Genomic DNA, 18250 nt, shown 5'->3' on the forward strand with positions numbered 1-18250 from the left:
GTAAGTAATTGGAAGAGACTTTAAATACAAATGAAAATATAGAAAATAATAATGAAATAAGTCAAAGAGAAGAGTATCCTTTACTTTACTCTTTGAAGTATATTTTAGACTTTTATTTTGGTGAAATATCTATTGATACTATTTTAAATCTTTGTGCTACTAGTTCAAATGGATTTACAGAAGAAATAGCAATAGATGTCATTCATGAAGTAGGGCTTAGTGCTGTATATAAAAATATAAATGCTTTAGATATCCCAAATCATTTTTTCCCATGTATTATCATAGATGAAAATGATAAGCCTTATATATATTTAAAAAAAGATAGAGACGTTTATCTTTTTGACCCAATAACACAAAAACAAGTTCAAGAATCTCCTGTTTTTTTAAAAAATTTTAAAAAAGCAATACTTGTTTTTAGAAACCCAAATAAAAAAGAGACTCTAGAAAAGCCAAGAGATAAAAGTTGGTTTTGGAATCCTGTAAAAACCTTTTGGCGGTCTTATATTGAAGTTGGATTTTTAACACTTTTTATAAATATCTTTGCATTAGCTGTTCCTTTGTTTACAATGAGTGTTTACGATAGAGTAGTTCCAAATAATGCAACAGAAACCTTATTTGTATTAGCTAGTGGAGTTGTGATAATACTTCTTTTTGATGTATATTTTAAAAGTGTTAGAAATCATATTATAGAGAAAGTTGGGAAAAAGCTTGGAGTTTATTTAGAAGAAGAGCTTATGAAAAGAATGCTTACTATAAAATCTGAATATGATACAACACTTGTAGGTTCAAAAGCAAATTTATTTAGAGAATTAGCCCAGATAAAAGATTTTTTTGCTACAAAATCTATACTACAGGTAATTGATTTACCATTTTTCTTTATAGCTGTATTTGTAATATTTCTTATTTCTCCAACAGTTGCAGCAGTACCTATTATTGTTGCTATTTTAATTGTAATATTTAATATTTTTATGCAAATACCAATATCAACTTTAAGTAAGAAAAATGTTGAGAATATTCAATCAAAAAATAGCTATTTAGTAGAGACTATTCAAGGTAGTGAGATTATCAAACTATCAAATGCAACATCAACAAAACTATTTAATTGGAGAAATTTAGTTGCTGTAACTGATTCTATTACTCAAAAAATACAGTCTTTAAACGTATTTTCAATGAATTTATCACAAACAGTTGTTCAATTTGTAACAATGGCTGTAATTGTTGTGGGAGTTTTTGAAATTGCTAATAAAAACTTAACAGTTGGAGGTCTTATTGCAGTTACAATACTTTCAAGTAGAGCTATGGTTCCTGTTATTCAAACTTCTATGATGGTTATTAAATTTAAAGAGATTAAAGAGTCTCTTAATAATATAAATGAGTTTTGGCATCTTCCCTTAGAAAATGAGAAAAAACCTGATATTGGTCTTGGAAAATTAAAAGGTGAAATTGAGTTTAAAGATGTTGAATTTTTTTATAAAAATAGTAAATATCCTTCTATAAGTGAATGTAATTTAAAAATAAATGCAGGAGAAAAAGTAGGTATTATTGGACAAACAGGTGCAGGTAAAACTACTTTTATGAGACTTTTAACTGGACTTGATACAGCAACTAAAGGAAGTGTATATTTAGATAATCATGAAATTTCTACAATTCATCCTGTTGAAGTAAGACAGAATATTGGTGTTATGCCTCAAGAACCTTTTTTATTTTCAGGAACTTTAAAAGAAAATATTGAGTTATCAAATCCAATAAGTAAAGAAAAATTGATGTCAATTATTAAACTTACAGGTTTAAATGAATTAGTGAAAAAATCAGGTCAAGGAGATGCACTTCAAGTAGGGGAAAGAGGAACTAATTTATCAGTAGGTCAAAGACACCTTGTTGCTTTAGCAAGAGCCATTTTAAATGACCCATCAGTTGTAATTTTAGATGAGCCTACTACTGGTATGGACATTGGTTTAGAAAAGACTTTAATTACTCATATTAAAAAACTTTTAGAAGAAAAAACACTAATAGTTATTACACATAGGTTCGCAGCTTTAGAGTTAGTAGATAGAGTGATTGTTTTAAATAATGGAAAAATAGTAGCAGATGGACCTAAAAACCAAGTCTTAGCTGCTCTGCAACAAAAAAAGTAGGATTTTATGGATAGTAGATTTTTTGAAGAAAAAAAATGGAATTATTATGTATCAGTAGTTCCAATTATGCTTTTTATTGTTGCATTTATTTCATGGGCAGCTTTTAGTCAAATTGATGAAGTTGTAAGAGGTGTTGGAAAAGTTGTACCTTCAAGTCAAACAAAAGTACTTCAAAATCTTGAAGGAGGTATTGTTTCTTTTATAAATGTAAAAGAAGGACAAACTGTTAAAAAAGGACAAGTAATTTATACTTTGTCAAATGAATTTTTTAAGGCAGATTTAAAATCAAAAGAGATTGATTTATTGGCTTACAAAGCAAGTGAAATTAGATTAAAAGCCTTTATAAATGAAGAAAAAGAGTTGAATTTTCCAGATGAGTTTATAGAAAAAATTCCTGATATAGTTGAAAATGAAAAAAGATTATTTGATGAAGATTTAATGAATGTCAAAAATAAAATAAATATTTATAAAGACAAATTAAATCAAAAGAGATTAAAACTAAAAGAAGCTCAAAGAAAATATGAAAACTTATCTATTGAACTAAATTTAGCTCAAGTTAATATGAAAATTTTGGAGCAATTATACAAAAAAAATGCAGTATCAAAAAAAGAGTACATTAGTGAACTATCAAAAAAACAAAATATAGTTACAAAGCTTTCTGATACTAGAAGTAGTATTCCTATTATAAAAGAAGAAATTGAAGAAGCAAAAAAAAGAATTGAAGAGGTTAAATCAGAACAAAGAAGTAAATATTTAAATAAATATTCAACTATAAAAACTGAAATAAATAAATTAATTGAAAAAAATAAAGCTAATACAGATAGAGAACTTAGAAAAGAAGTTATTTCTCCTGTAAATGGTATTGTAAATAAATTATATTTTTATACTATAGGTGGAATAGTAAAACCTGGAGATAAAATGGCTGAAATAACTCCACTTGAGGATTCTTTGACAATTGAAGCTAAGATAAAAACATCAGATAGAGCTTTAATTTGGGAGGGACAAAGTGTTTCAATAGAAGTTACAGCCTATGATTTTTCTAAATATGGCTTACTTGAAGGTGTGTTAACTTCAATTTCTGCTGATTCTTTTGAAGATAGAAATGGTAATGTATATTATCTTGGGAAAATTGAAGCTAAGACAAACCAATTTGCACCAGATTTACCTATTTTACCGGGGATGGTAGCAAATGTAAATATATTAACAGGTAAAAAAACAATACTTGAATATATAATAAAACCCTTAAAAGATATAAGAAAAAATGCACTAAGTGAAAAATAAAAGATAATAGTTATTTAAAAGTTAATAAATCTTTATTTTATTAAAAGTTTATTTAGTGTAACATATCTGTTATGTAGTAATTGAGAGGTTTAAATGTTTAGTTTCTTTAAGTTTATTCAAAATAGTATTAAAAACCTTAAGCAAAATAAAGGTTTGTGGTTTACAGTTTTAGCTGTTTTATCAATTACAGGTATTTTTCTTTCCTTATATCTATTAACACACATGACACAAAATGCTTCAAAAGAAGTTTATACAAATATTGCTTCATCGTATGATAAAAACTTAAAAAATAAGTTTTATGAAAAAGAATTAGAGTTTAAAAAAATACTTTTATCTGTTAATTCTAACAAAAATCTTATAAATGAAATTCAAGTTAATAATTTAATAGCCGTAGGTAATAACATAGAAGAGTATAATAAAAGCTTTAAAGATAGTGGTTTTGAAACTTTACAACTTAGTTTTTACCCAGTAATTAATCAAGTAAACCAATATAGAAATACAATCAATTCAGTAATTACAACGAAAAATAAAACTTTTGGACTGGAAGTTTTATTTGATGGAATATATTTAGTTTATATTCAACCTATAATCTTAGAAGATAAAATCGTTGGTATTTTAGAACTTAAAGAAGAATTACATGTTTTTAAAGATGTATATACAAAAGAAGATTCGATTTTTTTATTTTTACTTGAAAGTAGAATGTTAAACAAATTATCAATAAAAGCAAGAAATGGTAAATACAGAGAAGTAGTTAATGATTTATATGTTGAAGAAGCTAGATATGATGGACAGTTTTTTGCAAAAATTATTGAAAATGGAAAAGAAGAATTTACAAAAATGATGGATGTAAGTTATTCTGTAGATGATCAGTTTTATAGATCAGTTAGAGAAGTTTCTGATCTTAATGGAAATGTAATAGGTGTTGTAATTATAGGTCAAACAGTTGCTAATAGTGGTTCTTTTGTAAATATTGTAGATAAAATGACAAAGACTGTAACAACAGTTGCTTTAGGTTTAGTTATTTCAATTCTATTATTTATGTTTTAAGAGGTTAGCTGATGAGACGTATTAAAATTTTAAAGATTTATTTCATTTTTTTACTATTTTTAGTTTTCCTTGTTTTTTCTAATATTCAGTTAATTAGTACTTTCTTTTTTGCTACACTTACTTTTAACGTAGCGATTCTTACAATCTTTTCAATTGGATTATTGATTTTATATCAAGCAGCTATAAAACTTACAATGCTTTCGGGTACATTTGGTATATTAGCTTATAAAAAAGGTAAAGCTTTAGAGTTTTATCTCCAAGGAATTACAGGTGTATTTCCTGCAACTATTGCTCACATGTTTAATAAAAGAGCTAAAAAAGGTGTTCTTTATTTTACACAAAATGAAGCAAAAGATGTTAGTGATTGGTTAGCTGATCAGTTTTTTAATCAAAAAGGTTATACTAACTTTTTTGTTGGAACATCATTAATGCTTGGTCTTTTTGGTACATTTACAGGTTTACTTGTAGCGATTGATGAAATGGGTGCAATTATTTTATCATTTGGTGGAGATGATATAGATTTAGGTGAAGTTATGACAAGTTTCTCAGGTCCTCTTGGTGGTATGTCAGTTGGATTTGCTTCATCTTTATTTGGTGTTGCTTCAGCAGTTATTTTGAATGTAATGCAATATATTCTTACAAGAAATCAAGCGGCATTCTTACATGATGTTGAAGATTGGATGAAAGGTAAAATAATCGAATCGCAATCTTCTGAAGCTTTAGAAGAGAGTGGATTACCTCAAATGATAGTAAATCAAGGAAGTTCATCAAATGCTGTTGCATCACCAGGGGCTGGCTTTTTAGATGTATTTATAGACACAATGGGTAATTTTACTGAAAAACTTGAAAAGTCAAACTCTACAACAGAAGAGATGTATAAAATCATCAATGATAACTTATCTTCAAGTAATAAAAATGATGAAAAAGAAACAATGTTACTTGAAGATATTGTAAATAATTTAAGAGAATTAAATGTAAATCAATTTTCAAATGCATCAATGATGGAGGAATCATTACAAGAAATTTCTAATGTTATTATGTCAGAACATAGAACAATGAAAAGAAACCTAGAACTACAAGAAGAAAGCAATAGAATATTATTGCAGTTAGTTGAATCTTTAAATAATAGAATTGATAAATTAGAAAAAAAGTAGCGGATTTTAAATGAGTAGAAAGTGTGAAGATGAGTTTAACCCATGGCCATCATTTGTTGATATTTTTTCATCAGTGATTTTGGTTATGTTGCTATTTTTATTAGTATTATTAGTAAACTTAGGATATTACGCACAATTTAAATTTAAAATTTCATATACAGGAACGATAGCAACAGATGAATTAATTCTAAATACAAATCCTAAAGAAATAAAAATAAATGAAATTCTTGAAAAGAAAGAAGAACAAGAAGAGAGTAAAGAAACTCAAAATATCCAAAAAATGCAACAGGAAATTGTAAGATTAAGAAAAATTGTTGAAGAAAGAACTGTAAAAGCAGAAGAAAAAGAAGAAGCTGAAATTGAATCAGGAGGGGTTGATGTTGCTGATGTAAAAGATGATGATAATGACTCTAAACAAGTTTTATTACAAAATGAAGAGTATTTTATTATAACTTATAAAGGAAATGAAATTTTTCTTGATAATAAAATCGCAAAAGAGTTAAAATCATTTATTTTAGATATTAAGAAAAAATATAAGAATCATAAGATTCTTATCACAGCAGCAGATGTTCAGGGTCAAGCAAGTGCAACAGTAGCAAAACAAATATCACTAGCAAGATCTTTAGGAACTAGAAATCTTATTAGAAAATTTGGTTATGATAAAAAAGATGTAAGAATAGATTTATTAGCAAGTACAGAAGTTAAAGAAAAAATTGATAAACAAAATGGATATTTAGTTATTAGGATTAAGAGATAGTGAAAAAAGTATTTAGATGTAGTTTAATATTGTTGAGTGTTTCCTCTTTATTTGCTGCTCAAAATGATGAAGAAGTTAAATTAACAAATAAAGATATCGCAAAATCAAATTTAAATTTAGAAAAAATTAAAAAACTAAATATAGTTGAGGGTATTAAGTCAAATATTGATTTAGTAAAAAAAGATTTAGATGATACAAAACTTGATAAAACAAAAGAGAAAAATGATAAGTATAAAGATGCTATCGATACAAAAGGATATAGAAAAGTAAGGCTAATAGATGTAGTATTAGAAACTATATCACGAAGTGAAATCTTAAAGGCAAAAAGAGAAAAAGTAATTCAAAATGAATTAAAAGTTAAAAATGCTTTTGCTGAAAATTATCCTAAAATAGACTTAGAATATAATTATGGTAAAACATTAAAAAAGCCTAGTGAAGAAGACAACAAATTATATAAAGAATACAAAGATAATAATTATAGAATTGTATTAAGACAAAATTTATATTCAGGTGGAAAAATTACTAATGATGTTAATAATTTAGTAAAAAAGCTAGAAGTTTCTCAAAATCAATATGAAATTTCATTAGATTCAGAAATCAAAAAAGCAATAAAAGCCTATTTTCAAGTTGTATTTACAAAACGTTCAGTTCTTGTAAATGAAAGAAATATGAAAAAATTAAGAAAAATTCTTGATATTGTAACAGTTAAATATGATAATGGTGCTGCTTCTATTGGAGATTTAACATCAATAAAAGCAAGTGTTGCTAATGCAATGACGAAACTTGTAAAAGTGAAATCTAAATACATAGAGGCTTTAAGATACTATGAATATATTGTTGGAACAAGATTTGAGAAAACATTACCTTTTGAGAAAAGTTTTGATGTAAAAATTGATGATTTTGATCAATTATTTAAAAGAGCAATAAATAATAATAAAGAGTTGATTAATTATTATAAATCAATTGATGCTGAAAAATATAGAATTAAAAGTGCACAATCTGCTTTTAAACCTACAGTTGATTTTGAAATGTCATATAAAAAAGTTAATGATAAAGAAGATTTAGAAGAGCACGAATCTTATTATAATGGAAAAATAAAGTTAAAATATAATCTTTATAATGGTGGAAAAGATCAAAATAAAGTTTTAGAGGTAAATAGTGCTATTAGAGAGTATAATTATAAATTAGAAGAAGAAAAGAAAAAGATTAAATGGAATTTATCTAAACTATATACTTCTGTACAATCGGTATCACAAGCTTTAGAAAGTACGATAGAAGAAGTTATTGCTTCAAGAAAAATGATTAGTTCATATTGGGATGCTTTTAAACTAGGTGAGCAAGATTTACCAACACTTCTTCAAGGACAAAGACTGCTAAATTCAGCTGAAACTGAACTTGTAAATTTTGAAAAACAACAAGTTACGGACTTTTTTGATATTTTAGAACTTACTGGAGATCTTTCAAGTTTCTTTGAAATAGATCCTTCAAGTCAAAAATTTATTGATTTTTCAAAAAGTGATTATATGGATACTATTTATCCTAAAAAAGATGTTAGTTCCCCAGGGTTAGATTTTAATAAATTAGAAAAAGAAAAGAAAGAGAAAACTAAACAAGAATTAGAAATAAAAGAACCTAAAAAAGATGTTTTAGTTGAAGTTAAAAAATCACTTGAAGATAAAATTAAAGAATTTATTGAGAAATTTAATAATTTTGATGAAAATAGTTACATGATTGAGATAAGTAGTTTTAAAAATTTATTTGAATCTTTTTCTTTTATAAAAGAAAATAATATTGAAGATAACTCTTTAGTTTATGATGTTATAAATAATTTAAAAATTGAGACTAAAATTGCTCATAACAATTTTGAGACACAAGAGCAAGCAAAACAATATTTAATAAAAAACAAAGCAAACTTTATTAATAGAAATACTGAAATTAAAAAAGTTTCAAATATAAAAGAGAGTTATTTAGCTTATTTATCTGGGCTTGAAATCAAAAAACCTAAGCCTGAGGTAAAGGTAAAAGTAAAAGTTGTTGAGAAGTTTTTAAAGCCAAAAGAAAAAGAAATTTTTACTACTAATAAAGAGTTTAAAGATAAATTTTTAGCTTTGAAAAATAATGAATATACAATTAATGTAAGTACTTTTACAAAATTACAAGAAGTTGAAAACATAGTAAAAACTAATAAAATTTATAAAGATACTTTTTTCTTTAGAGCAGGAGATAATGGAGAATTAATAAAAGTATATTATGGAATTTTTGATACTTATAAAAATGCTCAAGATTATTTACAATATTCTGGAATAAAAGGTGAAAATATTTATCCAGTTATACAAAATACTAACTCGGTGATTAAACTTTATAATGAGAATAAAGAGTTTAATATTTCTAAAAAAGAAGAAGTTGAATATGAATATGTAAATAAAAAAGTAGTAGATATTAAAGATAAAGATATCAAAACAAAAGAAAATATCAAAAATAATATTAATTTGGAAACTCAAACAGATTTTACAAAAGAGTTTTTATCTGCAAATAGAAATTACTATAGTTTAAATATTGCTGCATTTGAAAATATGTCTTTAGCAAGAGAATATGTCGAAAAAAATAATATAGAAGATAAGACAATTTTAGTTGTATCTAATAGTGGAAAAATTATGATAATGTATGGAATTTATGAAACTTTAGACATCGCAAAAAATAAAAAAGCTTCTTTACCAGAGTTTATTTTAAGAAATAAGCCAATAATACAAAAGATTTTTAGAACACAAGAGTCATACTTAAAAAATAATTTAAAAGATAATAGTAGCACTGAAATCAATGAAAAAGACTCTTCTAATGAAACTTCGAATAAATTATTAAAAGTTATAAAAGAAGCAAAAGAATTGGCTAATAAAAAACAGAATTTAGAAGAACAAAGAAAAGAAGAAATAGTATTATTTGAAGAGAAATTAGAAGAAACTACAGTTGAAGAACAAAAAGCAAAAGAGCAAGCAAGACTTGAAGAACAAAGAAAGCTTGAAGAAGAAAAAGCAAAAGAACAAGCAAGACTTGAAGAGCAAAGAAAGCTTGAAGAAGAAAAAGCAAAAGAACAAGCAAAACTTGAAGAGCAAAGAAAACTTGAAGAAGAAAAAGCAAAAGAACAAGCAAGACTTGAAGAACAAAGAAAGCTTGAAGAAGAAAAAGCAAAATATAAGTACACTATAAATCTAGGAACTATAAGTAGTAATAAAGTGACTTGGTTTATTCATAGATATGGATTAGATAAATCTAAAGTTATTTTAAATCAAAATATAAGTACAACAACTATTTATTATGATAAGTTTATAAGTAGTGAGGAAGCTGTTATTGCTACAGAGGGGATACATCCAAAGCTTAATCCTAAGATTGAAAAGCTAGGTAAATAAAATCATGAAAAAAGTTTTAAATAGATATTCAAATAACAATATTAGAAATATTTTAATATTATCATTAATATTTATTATACTTTTTTTTAGTTCTTCATATATTTTTTATAAAAACTACAAAAATAATTTGGTTGAAAGAACAAAAAATAACTTAACTTTAAATATAAATTTTTTAAATAATTACTTTAAAGATAATCTTCTTATAAATAGAGAAAATACTATACGAATGATAGATGACTCTGTAAATATAGAATTATTTAATAAAATAAAAGTTGATTATTATAAGTTTATTTTTGATAAGAATTCATTAATTGAATCAATAAGTACTTTTAATGATAAATCGTGGAAAATTACAGAAACTTTAGTTGATATAAATTATGGAACAATTAAACAAATGCAAAATAGTTCTTTTTTTGAATTTATTCCTTCAAATAATTTTAATCAAGAAACTCCTTTACAAATAAGATTTCAGCTTTATAAAAAAGGTGAAATTAAAAACTTTTTAACTCAAATAAATTTTTCTAACCTTTTACTAAAACGAGATAAAAAAGAAGATGAATCGTTTTTTTCAAGCATAGATTCTCTAATAGATTTAAATTTTTCAAATAAAACCTATGATTTAATAATTGAAAATAATAAAATAGCAAAAGTTACTTATGAAATGAATAATCATTTTGTAAAAAAAGAGTTAGAAATATTTTTATTTAAACTTGCTATTTTTACTATTGTAATGACCTTTCCTATTGTTTTTGTTGTAGGTTTTTATCATAATTATGTATTTAAAAAATATGTTAATAAACCAATTTTATATTTAAATAAATATCTTGATAATATTATTGGAAATAAATACTCTAATATAGAAAAAAATAGATTTGAAGGAACTCCTGAGATTATAGAATTGACTAAAAAAGTATCAAAAATGTCTTCTAAAATAGCTTCTTTAACTAATGAGTTAAATATGAATAAAGAATCTCTTGAATTAAAAGTCTCTACAGATACTTTAACGGGACTACCTAATAAAAAAATATTTGATTTTGATTTGAAAAATATGTTTGTTACTACAATTCCTGGGTATATATTTTTAATAAAAATTGATGGCTTAGCTTCAATAAGTAAAAAGCATGATACAGGTTATGTAAATAATTTTATAGAGCATTATTCAAGTATTATTAAAAATGTAGTTTATTCTCATAGTAAATCAGAAAATAAAATATATAGATTTTATGGCTCTCAATTTGCTGTAATTTCTAAGAATATTGATGCAAATGAAGCAAAGGAAATATCTCAGGCTTTAGTTTCAAATATTGTGGAAAAAATGTCTAAGAACTTTGATGTTCCAAATGAACTTATTCAAGTTGGTACAACTTCTATTGATCTTTATGGAACAATTGAAAGTGTTTTAAATTCTGCTAATGAAGCTTATGATAAATCAAAAGAAATTGGACTAAATAGTTTTTATGTTATTACAGAAGAAGATGTTGCTAAAAACTATGAAAAAATTGATAATAATGTAAAAGAAATTATTGAAAAGTCAAATTTTGATATTGATTTTGTTTTAGATACTTATTCTTTTGAAGACCCACAAAAAATTATAATGAAAGAAGTTTCTCCTCAATTATTTGATCATAATAATGAAAAACTTTTAATAGGTTCTTTTGTGTCTGTTGCAGAAAAACTTGGAATTATTAAAGAGTTTGATAAACAAGTAATAAGAAAGGCTCTTGAATATATTGAGTCAAATAATTGTACATATCAATTAGCAGTAAATCTATCTTTTAGTTCAATAAAAGATGATTATTTTATGAAATGGTTAGATGAATATGCAAAAGAAAATAAAATACTACGAGAGCAGATTGTATTTAGTATTACGGCATATAGTGCATATTTACATAAAGCCGATTTTATAAGATTTATAACTAGTGCAAATGAAATGAAGCTAAATACTATTTTAAAAAGATATAAAAATGAAGAGTATCCTTTAGAACAATTAGAAAATCTACCTATAACTTATATTAGAATGCATAAGGATTATACGACAGGTTTTGCTAATGATGTGGTAAAAAAACATAAAGTAAAAAATACTTTAATTTTTGGTCAATTACATAATATAAATATAATAGCAGATAGTGTTAAATTAGATTTAGATTATGAATTATTAGATAGGTTAGGTGCGTATGGTACTAGTAAATAATATTAAAAATTTTAGAAGTTTATTTGTTTTTTTTATAGTTTTATTTTTTACAGCTTGTTCTGTAAGTAGTGAAAATTTGAATAAAGGACAAGAATATACAAAAAGAGTCTATAAAGATATAAATAAAGATGCAATTTTAGAAGCTTCTAAAAAAATTTTTATGTATTCAGGTAATAGAGATTTTATTATTGATTCATATAGGGACAGTGTTCATATAATCAAACCTAAACTTGTTGTAAATATTTTTGATGCTTATACTACAGAAGATAATTGGTCAATACAAGTTGAAGAAAAAAATAAAGAGACACATGTAAAATTACATATACAAAGAATAGTAGATTTTAAGAAAAATGAACCAAAATATTTCAAAAAAGACTTATATATTTTCTTTTGGAAAAGACTTGATTTTATGCTTGGATTAAATAAAAATTGGCCAACTTGTAATGAATACAATGTTTCAGATTCTGCTATGTGTGATGGTGATCTTTGGGATAAAGTTACTCCAAATAAATATGATGTGTTAAAAAATATATCTTTTGCTGATAAAATGAAAGTAAGAAATATAGATCAATATGGAGATGATATTTTAGCAAAAGATATTGAACTAAGTGTTGAAGAAGATACAAGTACGGATATTTTATTGCAAGAAGATAGTTTAAATGAAAAAATTAATGAAAAAAGTTTAGATATTATTGATTCTGAAATTGATAAACTAAATAAAGAAGTCAATGAAAATATTGATACAACATTAGATAAGATAAAAACAACTGAAGAGATAATAAAAGATAATAAAAAAGAGTAAATATTATAAAGGCATTTAAAATGAAAAAACTCTTATTTTTTTTAATATTCATTTTTATAAATCTTAATGCAGTTACTTTTGATGATGCTGCTAAAAGTTTAAAAGAAAAAAAATATTTTCAAGCTTATGAGGAACTTTTAATATTAGCTGCGAATAACAATCATCAGGCACAATACAACCTAGGTCTTATGAATTATAAAGGCTTAGGTGTAGAAAAAAACTATGATTTAGCAGTTTTTTGGTATGAAAAAGCTTCTAAAAACGGAAATCCACAAGCACAAAATAATTTAGCTCATATATACTTTTTAGGTAAGGGTGTAAAAAAAGATAAACATAAAGCTAAAGAGTATTATCTTATGTCTGCAAAACAAGGTTATGCTTTAGCACAATTAAATCTTGCTATGCTTTATGAATTGTCTCCAAAAGAAAAGAATTTAAAAGAAGCATATTTCTGGTATAAAGAAGCTGCAAAACAAGGAGTAATAATAGCTCAAAATAATTTAGCTTCAATGTATTATTATGGTAAAGGTGTAAAAAAAAATATAAAAAAAGCTATTTATTGGTATGAACGTTCTGTCAAAGCAAATAATGAAGCTGCACAATTTAATTTAGGTGTTATTTATTTAGTAGGGGATGGTATCCAAAAAAATACGGATAGAGCACTTGATTTATTATCAAAAGCAGCAAATAGTGGAAATATAAACGCACAATTAAAAATAGCTGATATATATAGAATAGGGAATGATGTAGCTCAGGATTATTCTAAAGCTTTTAAGTATTATTTAAAAGCAGCTAAAAAAGGTCGAACAAAAGCTATGTATTATGTCGGCCTTTTTTATTATAATGGTTATGGAGTATTAAAAAATAAAAATGAAGCTACAATATGGCTTAGAAAAGCAAAAGCATTAGGTCATCAAAGATCTGCTAATTTCTTAAAAATAAACAATTTAGATTAAAATATAAATTTTAAGAATACTTCAATAATAATTTGAATATAATTGCACTCTCAAAATATGACCTCTTCGTCTAGTGGCCAAGGACGTCAGGATTTCCTCCTGAAGACGTGTGTTCGAATCACACTGGGGTCGCCAACTATTTCGTCTTATTTTAAATCTTTTCAATTTTACTTCATTTATACAATTTATTAAGTTACTCAATAAAAGATAACTTAATTTACTAATTCAATAAATATTACAAATCTTTGTTAGAATTAGTCTTGCTTTAATTGTTATATCTTGGTAAATACTAAATCTAAGTAGATTTTAAAGACTAGAATTAGCAAATAATCTTTCATTATATATTTTAAAATATTATTTTTTAGGTTTTAAGAAATAGCTAATAATGCTAGTAGGCATATATTATAATTAGTCATAAGAGTAATTAGGATAGGCAAATTTGATAAAGTAATCTTTTTATGTTTCTTTATGTATATTAATATTATCTTTTAAATTGTGGTTTTTATTATAATGTATCTATAAAGATGTTTTTGATAATGAAGTTTTCACTATTTGATTATTTTTTTGATTCAAATACTCTTTTCAAATAAATAGCAGTATTTAAAGGGTAATTCCTTAAAAAAACTATTAATGTTTAAAGTTAAAATATGAGATTTTAGATATAATTCCAATTATTTGAATAAAGGAAAATATTAAATTTTGATTAAAAAGAATGTGTTGCCAAGTAACTGGTTTTTAACGACAATAGGTGAGATTGGTATAGTTATGAGTGGAGGAACACCTTCTACAAAAAAAACAGAATATTTTGGAGGAGAAGTATCTTGGATTACACCTACTGATTTATCAAAATATACTAATAAATTTATTTCAGAAGGTAAAAGAAATATTACAATAGAAGGTTTAAATAATTCTTCTGCAAAATTATTACCTAAAGGCACAGTACTTTTTTCTTCAAGAGCACCAATTGGGTATACAGCTATTGCACAAAAAGAATTATCAACAAATCAAGGATTTAAAAATTTAGTTACTACAAAATCTTTAAATAGTGAATATGTGTATTACTATTTTAAGACGTTAAAACCATTAGCCGAAAAAATTGCAAGTGGAACTACTTTTCTTGAATTATCTGCGCAAAAATTCTCAAAATTACCTTTTCCTCTACCACCATTAAATGAACAGATAAAAATTGTCAATAGAATAAATGAGTTATTTATTATTTTTGAACATCAAGAAAAAGAAATAAATAATATTTTAAAAAAATTAGAAATTTATAAGTATTCATTTCTTCATAAAATTTTTACTAAAAAGTCCAATAGTAGAAAAATAATCAAAATAAAAGATTTAGGTAATATTCTTACAGGAAGTACACCTACAAAATCTGATTCCAATTTATATGGAATGAAATATAATTTTTATAAACCTTCAGACTTTAATTGGGGTGATAAAATTTCAAAATCTAATGAAATGTTATCAAACGAGGGTTACTTAACTTCAAAAAAAGTGCCTGTAAATTCCATATTAGTAACTTGTATTGGTACAATAGGAAAAGTATCTTTAGTAAAAAAGGAAGGAGCTTTTAATCAGCAAATTAATGCAATTATTCCTTCTGATGAATTTATTCCAGAATTTATTTTTTATCAAGTTCTTTCACTTGATTTCCAACAGCTTATAAAAGAAAATACATCTGCTACAACAATTCCTATAATTAATAAAACTAAATTTTCTGAATTAGATTTTATTTATTACAGTTTAGATGAACAAAAAACTACTACTCAAGAAATTGAATCTAAATTTTCAATTATAGATAATTTAGAATATACAGTACAACAGCTAATGGAAAAGCTAAAACTAACAAAAATTAAAATACTTGATAATGCATTTAAAGGAAAATTAATAAGTATAGAAGAAAGTCAAGAATCTGCAAAGTTATTATTTGAGAAAATTCAAAATGAAAAAAAAGAGTATCTTAAAGAGAAAAAAAATGAACTTAAAAAGCAACCAAAAAAAGGGAAAACAGTGAATAAAGATTTATCCATATTAGAAATTGTTAAAAAATCAGATAATGGTGTACTTGCAAAAGATTTATTTTTACAATCAAAATATAACAATAATATAGAAGAGTTTTATTCTGAACTAAAAAAAATAGAGGATAAAATAGTTATTGAAAATAATAATAAAGATTCATTAATTAGGATAAAAAATGAGAATTAATAAAGTTATTATACAAGATTTTAAAAATCTTAAAGATTTTGAAATTAATTTTGATAAATCTAAAATGAAAACAGTATTATTAGGGCAAAATGCATCTGGAAAATCAAATTTTATAGAAGCTGTACTTTTAATTTTTAAATTTTTGGATTTAAGTACAAGTAATAAAAGAGATTTTCCTCTATTTTCTTATACAATTAACTATGAAATAAAAAACAATATAATTAATATTAATTGTGACCATGAAAATAAAAACTATAAAATAAATATTAACAATAATTCAAAAGATGAAACATATAAAAATTTTTTTTCTGATGAGTCAAAAAAAATATTTCAGCCTAAGTATGTATTTACTTATTATTCTGGTTTAAGTAATAGATTAAAAGAACATTTTTGGGATCATCAAGAGAAGTTTTATGAAAAAATCATTGATAAAAATTTTAATGATAAAGAATTAGATTCTTTAAGAAAACTATTTTATGTTCAATTAGTACATTCTTATTTTGTTTTGTTAGCATATTTTTCATTTGAAGAAGAAGAAAAAGAATCAATTCAGTTTTTAAGTGAAGTATTAAATATTAAAGATATAGAATCTATATTGTTTATCTTAAAAAAACCAACATGGGGAGATAGAGATAAAGACAATCCTAATGATAGATTTTGGAATGCAAATGGTTTAGTTAGAAATTTTTTAAATTTTTTATGGGAAAATTCATTAGCCCCAATATACCATCAAGAACCAATAAAAACTGACTTTAGAGAAGAAACTAAACAAGATAGATTGTATCTTTATATTAGTTCAAAAGAAAAATTAAAGAAGCTAGCCAATAATTATAAATCAAATACTGAATTTTTTAAAGCTTTAGAAAGTACGTATATCTCAAAGCTTATGGAAGAGGTAAGAATAAAAGTAAAAAAAGAGAATACTGATGGAAGTATTACATTCAAAGAATTAAGTGAAGGTGAACAGCAACTATTAACAGTTCTTGGATTATTAAAATTTACTAAAGATGAAGATTCTTTAATTCTTTTAGATGAGCCTGATACACACTTAAACCCTCTTTGGAAATGGCAATATTTTGAGTTTTTAGATAAAGTTGTTAAAAATCATAATTCAACACAAATAATTATTAATACACATGATCCATTAGTTATCGGTAATCTTACTAAAGAAGAAGTAAGAATATTTAAAAATATTAATGGAATAATAGAAACTGTAGAGCCTGATATAGATCCTAGAGGATTAGGAGTTGCAGGAATATTAACTAGTGAATTATTTGGATTATCTACAACTTTAGATCCTTATACTATGTCACTAATAAATGAAAAAATGGAAATAACAATAATAGACAGAAAATTAACTGAGAAAGAAAGAGAAAGATTAAAAGACATAAATAATGAATTAGAGAGTTTTGGACTTAATTATGATAAACGTTTTCCTGATATTGAAGAATGTTTAAAAGAAAAATTTAAGAAAAGAAGTAAAATAAAATCATGAGATATATAGATAATATACATCTAATATTTCCAGATAATTGGCAAGACAGAGCAATTGAAGCTAAAAGAAAAGTCGAATCAGGAGAAAAACAAATTAATGAATTAAGTGATGTATGGAGGGAATTAAAAGATAACTTAGCTCAACTTTCTTTTGATAAATGCTGGTACTGTGAATGTAAACAAGAGCGTTCAGATAATGCAGTAGATCACTTTCGACCCAAAAATCGTGTAGCAAATACAGACCCTGAGCATAATGGTTATACTTGGTTGGCTTTTGACTACAATAACTATCGTTATTCTTGTACATTTTGTAACAGCAAAAGAAAAAATCCTGATACAAATGAAACAGAAGGAAAGGGTGATGAGTTTCCTCTTATAGATGAAACAAAAAGAGCTTATAGAGAAGTGGATAATATAAGATTAGAAAAACCTATTTTAATAGATCCATGTAAAATAAATGATGTTCAATTATTAGACTTTACATATCAAGGGTTACCTTGTCCTAAATCCAATATTAGTGATGAAAAAAAAGAACGTGTTTTAAAATCTATTAAACTTTATCATTTAGATCATAATTTACTTGTAACAAAAAGAAATGATCTAGCTTTAGAAATATATAAAAAGATTGATGAAATTAATTTATTTTTAGAAGAAAATCCTGGTTTAGAACCTTCTCCTTCAATGCAAAGTGATTTACAAAGATTTATGCAACCATCAAGTGAATTATCTGTATTTGCACGTAGAATAATAATGGGTAAAAGAGAATATAGTTGGATAGAAGATTTAATCTGTACAGCATAAGTGAATAGGAAATTAAA

The 18250-nt window shown here is 24.6% G+C and carries 12 protein-coding genes and 1 tRNA gene; all 13 read left to right on the forward strand.

Features of this window, described 5'->3' with window-relative positions:
• Nucleotides 1–8 precede the first annotated feature (8 nt).
• The 13 genes from ACH5BK_RS00870 to ACH5BK_RS00930 all read left to right on the forward strand — a co-directional run bounded on the left by ACH5BK_RS00870 (nt 9) and on the right by ACH5BK_RS00930 (nt 18233).
• A complete protein-coding gene (locus ACH5BK_RS00870; RefSeq protein WP_404303861.1) occupies nt 9–2135 on the forward strand; it encodes a type I secretion system permease/ATPase in 2127 nt (708 codons plus the stop codon).
• A gap of 6 nt (nt 2136–2141) precedes the next feature.
• On the forward strand, nt 2142–3416 hold the full coding sequence (locus tag ACH5BK_RS00875) for an HlyD family type I secretion periplasmic adaptor subunit (protein ID WP_404303862.1): 1275 nt from the start codon (nt 2142–2144) through the stop codon (nt 3414–3416).
• A 93-nt stretch (nt 3417–3509) separates the two neighbouring features.
• Nucleotides 3510–4463, forward strand: coding sequence for a hypothetical protein (locus ACH5BK_RS00880; RefSeq protein ID WP_404303863.1), 954 nt, complete (start codon nt 3510–3512; stop codon nt 4461–4463).
• Nucleotides 4464–4474: 11 nt separating this feature from the next.
• Nucleotides 4475–5617: a hypothetical protein gene (locus ACH5BK_RS00885; RefSeq protein WP_404303865.1), complete on the forward strand. Its 1143-nt coding sequence runs from the start codon at nt 4475–4477 to the stop codon at nt 5615–5617.
• A 10-nt stretch (nt 5618–5627) separates the two neighbouring features.
• Nucleotides 5628–6374 carry a hypothetical protein gene (locus ACH5BK_RS00890; protein ID WP_404303866.1) on the forward strand — a complete coding sequence of 249 codons (747 nt, stop codon included), beginning with the start codon at nt 5628–5630 and terminating at the stop codon, nt 6372–6374.
• Nucleotides 6374–9778: a TolC family protein gene (locus ACH5BK_RS00895; protein WP_404303867.1), complete on the forward strand. Its 3405-nt coding sequence runs from the start codon at nt 6374–6376 to the stop codon at nt 9776–9778. Before ACH5BK_RS00890 ends, ACH5BK_RS00895 begins: the two co-directional genes overlap by 1 nt.
• 4 nt (nt 9779–9782) lie before the next feature.
• A complete protein-coding gene (locus ACH5BK_RS00900; RefSeq protein ID WP_404303868.1) occupies nt 9783–11969 on the forward strand; it encodes an EAL domain-containing protein in 2187 nt (728 codons plus the stop codon).
• The gene (locus tag ACH5BK_RS00905; protein ID WP_404303870.1) at nt 11953–12771 is read left to right on the forward strand and encodes a hypothetical protein; all 819 of its coding nucleotides are present in this window, start codon (nt 11953–11955) and stop codon (nt 12769–12771) included. The genes ACH5BK_RS00900 and ACH5BK_RS00905 overlap by 17 nt, the downstream gene beginning before the upstream one ends.
• A gap of 20 nt (nt 12772–12791) precedes the next feature.
• Nucleotides 12792–13727 carry an SEL1-like repeat protein gene (locus tag ACH5BK_RS00910; protein ID WP_404303871.1) on the forward strand — a complete coding sequence of 312 codons (936 nt, stop codon included), beginning with the start codon at nt 12792–12794 and terminating at the stop codon, nt 13725–13727.
• A 59-nt stretch (nt 13728–13786) separates the two neighbouring features.
• Nucleotides 13787–13862, forward strand: a tRNA-Glu gene (locus ACH5BK_RS00915).
• A 564-nt stretch (nt 13863–14426) separates the two neighbouring features.
• Nucleotides 14427–15938 (forward strand): restriction endonuclease subunit S, encoded by a 1512-nt coding sequence (locus tag ACH5BK_RS00920; protein ID WP_404303873.1) that lies wholly within the window; start codon nt 14427–14429, stop codon nt 15936–15938.
• On the forward strand, nt 15928–17433 hold the full coding sequence (locus ACH5BK_RS00925; RefSeq protein ID WP_404303875.1) for an AAA family ATPase: 1506 nt from the start codon (nt 15928–15930) through the stop codon (nt 17431–17433). Before ACH5BK_RS00920 ends, ACH5BK_RS00925 begins: the two co-directional genes overlap by 11 nt.
• Nucleotides 17430–18233 carry a hypothetical protein gene (locus tag ACH5BK_RS00930; RefSeq protein ID WP_404303877.1) on the forward strand — a complete coding sequence of 268 codons (804 nt, stop codon included), beginning with the start codon at nt 17430–17432 and terminating at the stop codon, nt 18231–18233. The genes ACH5BK_RS00925 and ACH5BK_RS00930 overlap by 4 nt, the downstream gene beginning before the upstream one ends.
• The last annotated feature ends 17 nt before the right edge of the window (nt 18234–18250 follow it).

The sequence above is a fragment of the Arcobacter sp. YIC-80 genome (assembly GCF_044841725.1).
GTDB lineage: Bacteria > Campylobacterota > Campylobacteria > Campylobacterales > Arcobacteraceae > Arcobacter_B.

Excerpts from the sequence above, each read along its gene's own strand:
- ACH5BK_RS00885 (WP_404303865.1), top strand. The coding sequence starts at position 4,475 with ATGAGACGTATTAAAATTTTAAAGATTTATTTCATTTTTTTACTATTT.
- ACH5BK_RS00925 (WP_404303875.1), top strand. The coding sequence starts at position 15,928 with ATGAGAATTAATAAAGTTATTATACAAGATTTTAAAAATCTTAAAGAT.
- ACH5BK_RS00900 (WP_404303868.1), top strand. The coding sequence starts at position 9,783 with ATGAAAAAAGTTTTAAATAGATATTCAAATAACAATATTAGAAATATT.
- ACH5BK_RS00905 (WP_404303870.1), top strand. The coding sequence starts at position 11,953 with ATGGTACTAGTAAATAATATTAAAAATTTTAGAAGTTTATTTGTTTTT.
- ACH5BK_RS00880 (WP_404303863.1), top strand. The coding sequence starts at position 3,510 with ATGTTTAGTTTCTTTAAGTTTATTCAAAATAGTATTAAAAACCTTAAG.
- ACH5BK_RS00875 (WP_404303862.1), top strand. The coding sequence starts at position 2,142 with ATGGATAGTAGATTTTTTGAAGAAAAAAAATGGAATTATTATGTATCA.
- ACH5BK_RS00930 (WP_404303877.1), top strand. The coding sequence starts at position 17,430 with ATGAGATATATAGATAATATACATCTAATATTTCCAGATAATTGGCAA.
- ACH5BK_RS00890 (WP_404303866.1), top strand. The coding sequence starts at position 5,628 with ATGAGTAGAAAGTGTGAAGATGAGTTTAACCCATGGCCATCATTTGTT.
- ACH5BK_RS00910 (WP_404303871.1), top strand. The coding sequence starts at position 12,792 with ATGAAAAAACTCTTATTTTTTTTAATATTCATTTTTATAAATCTTAAT.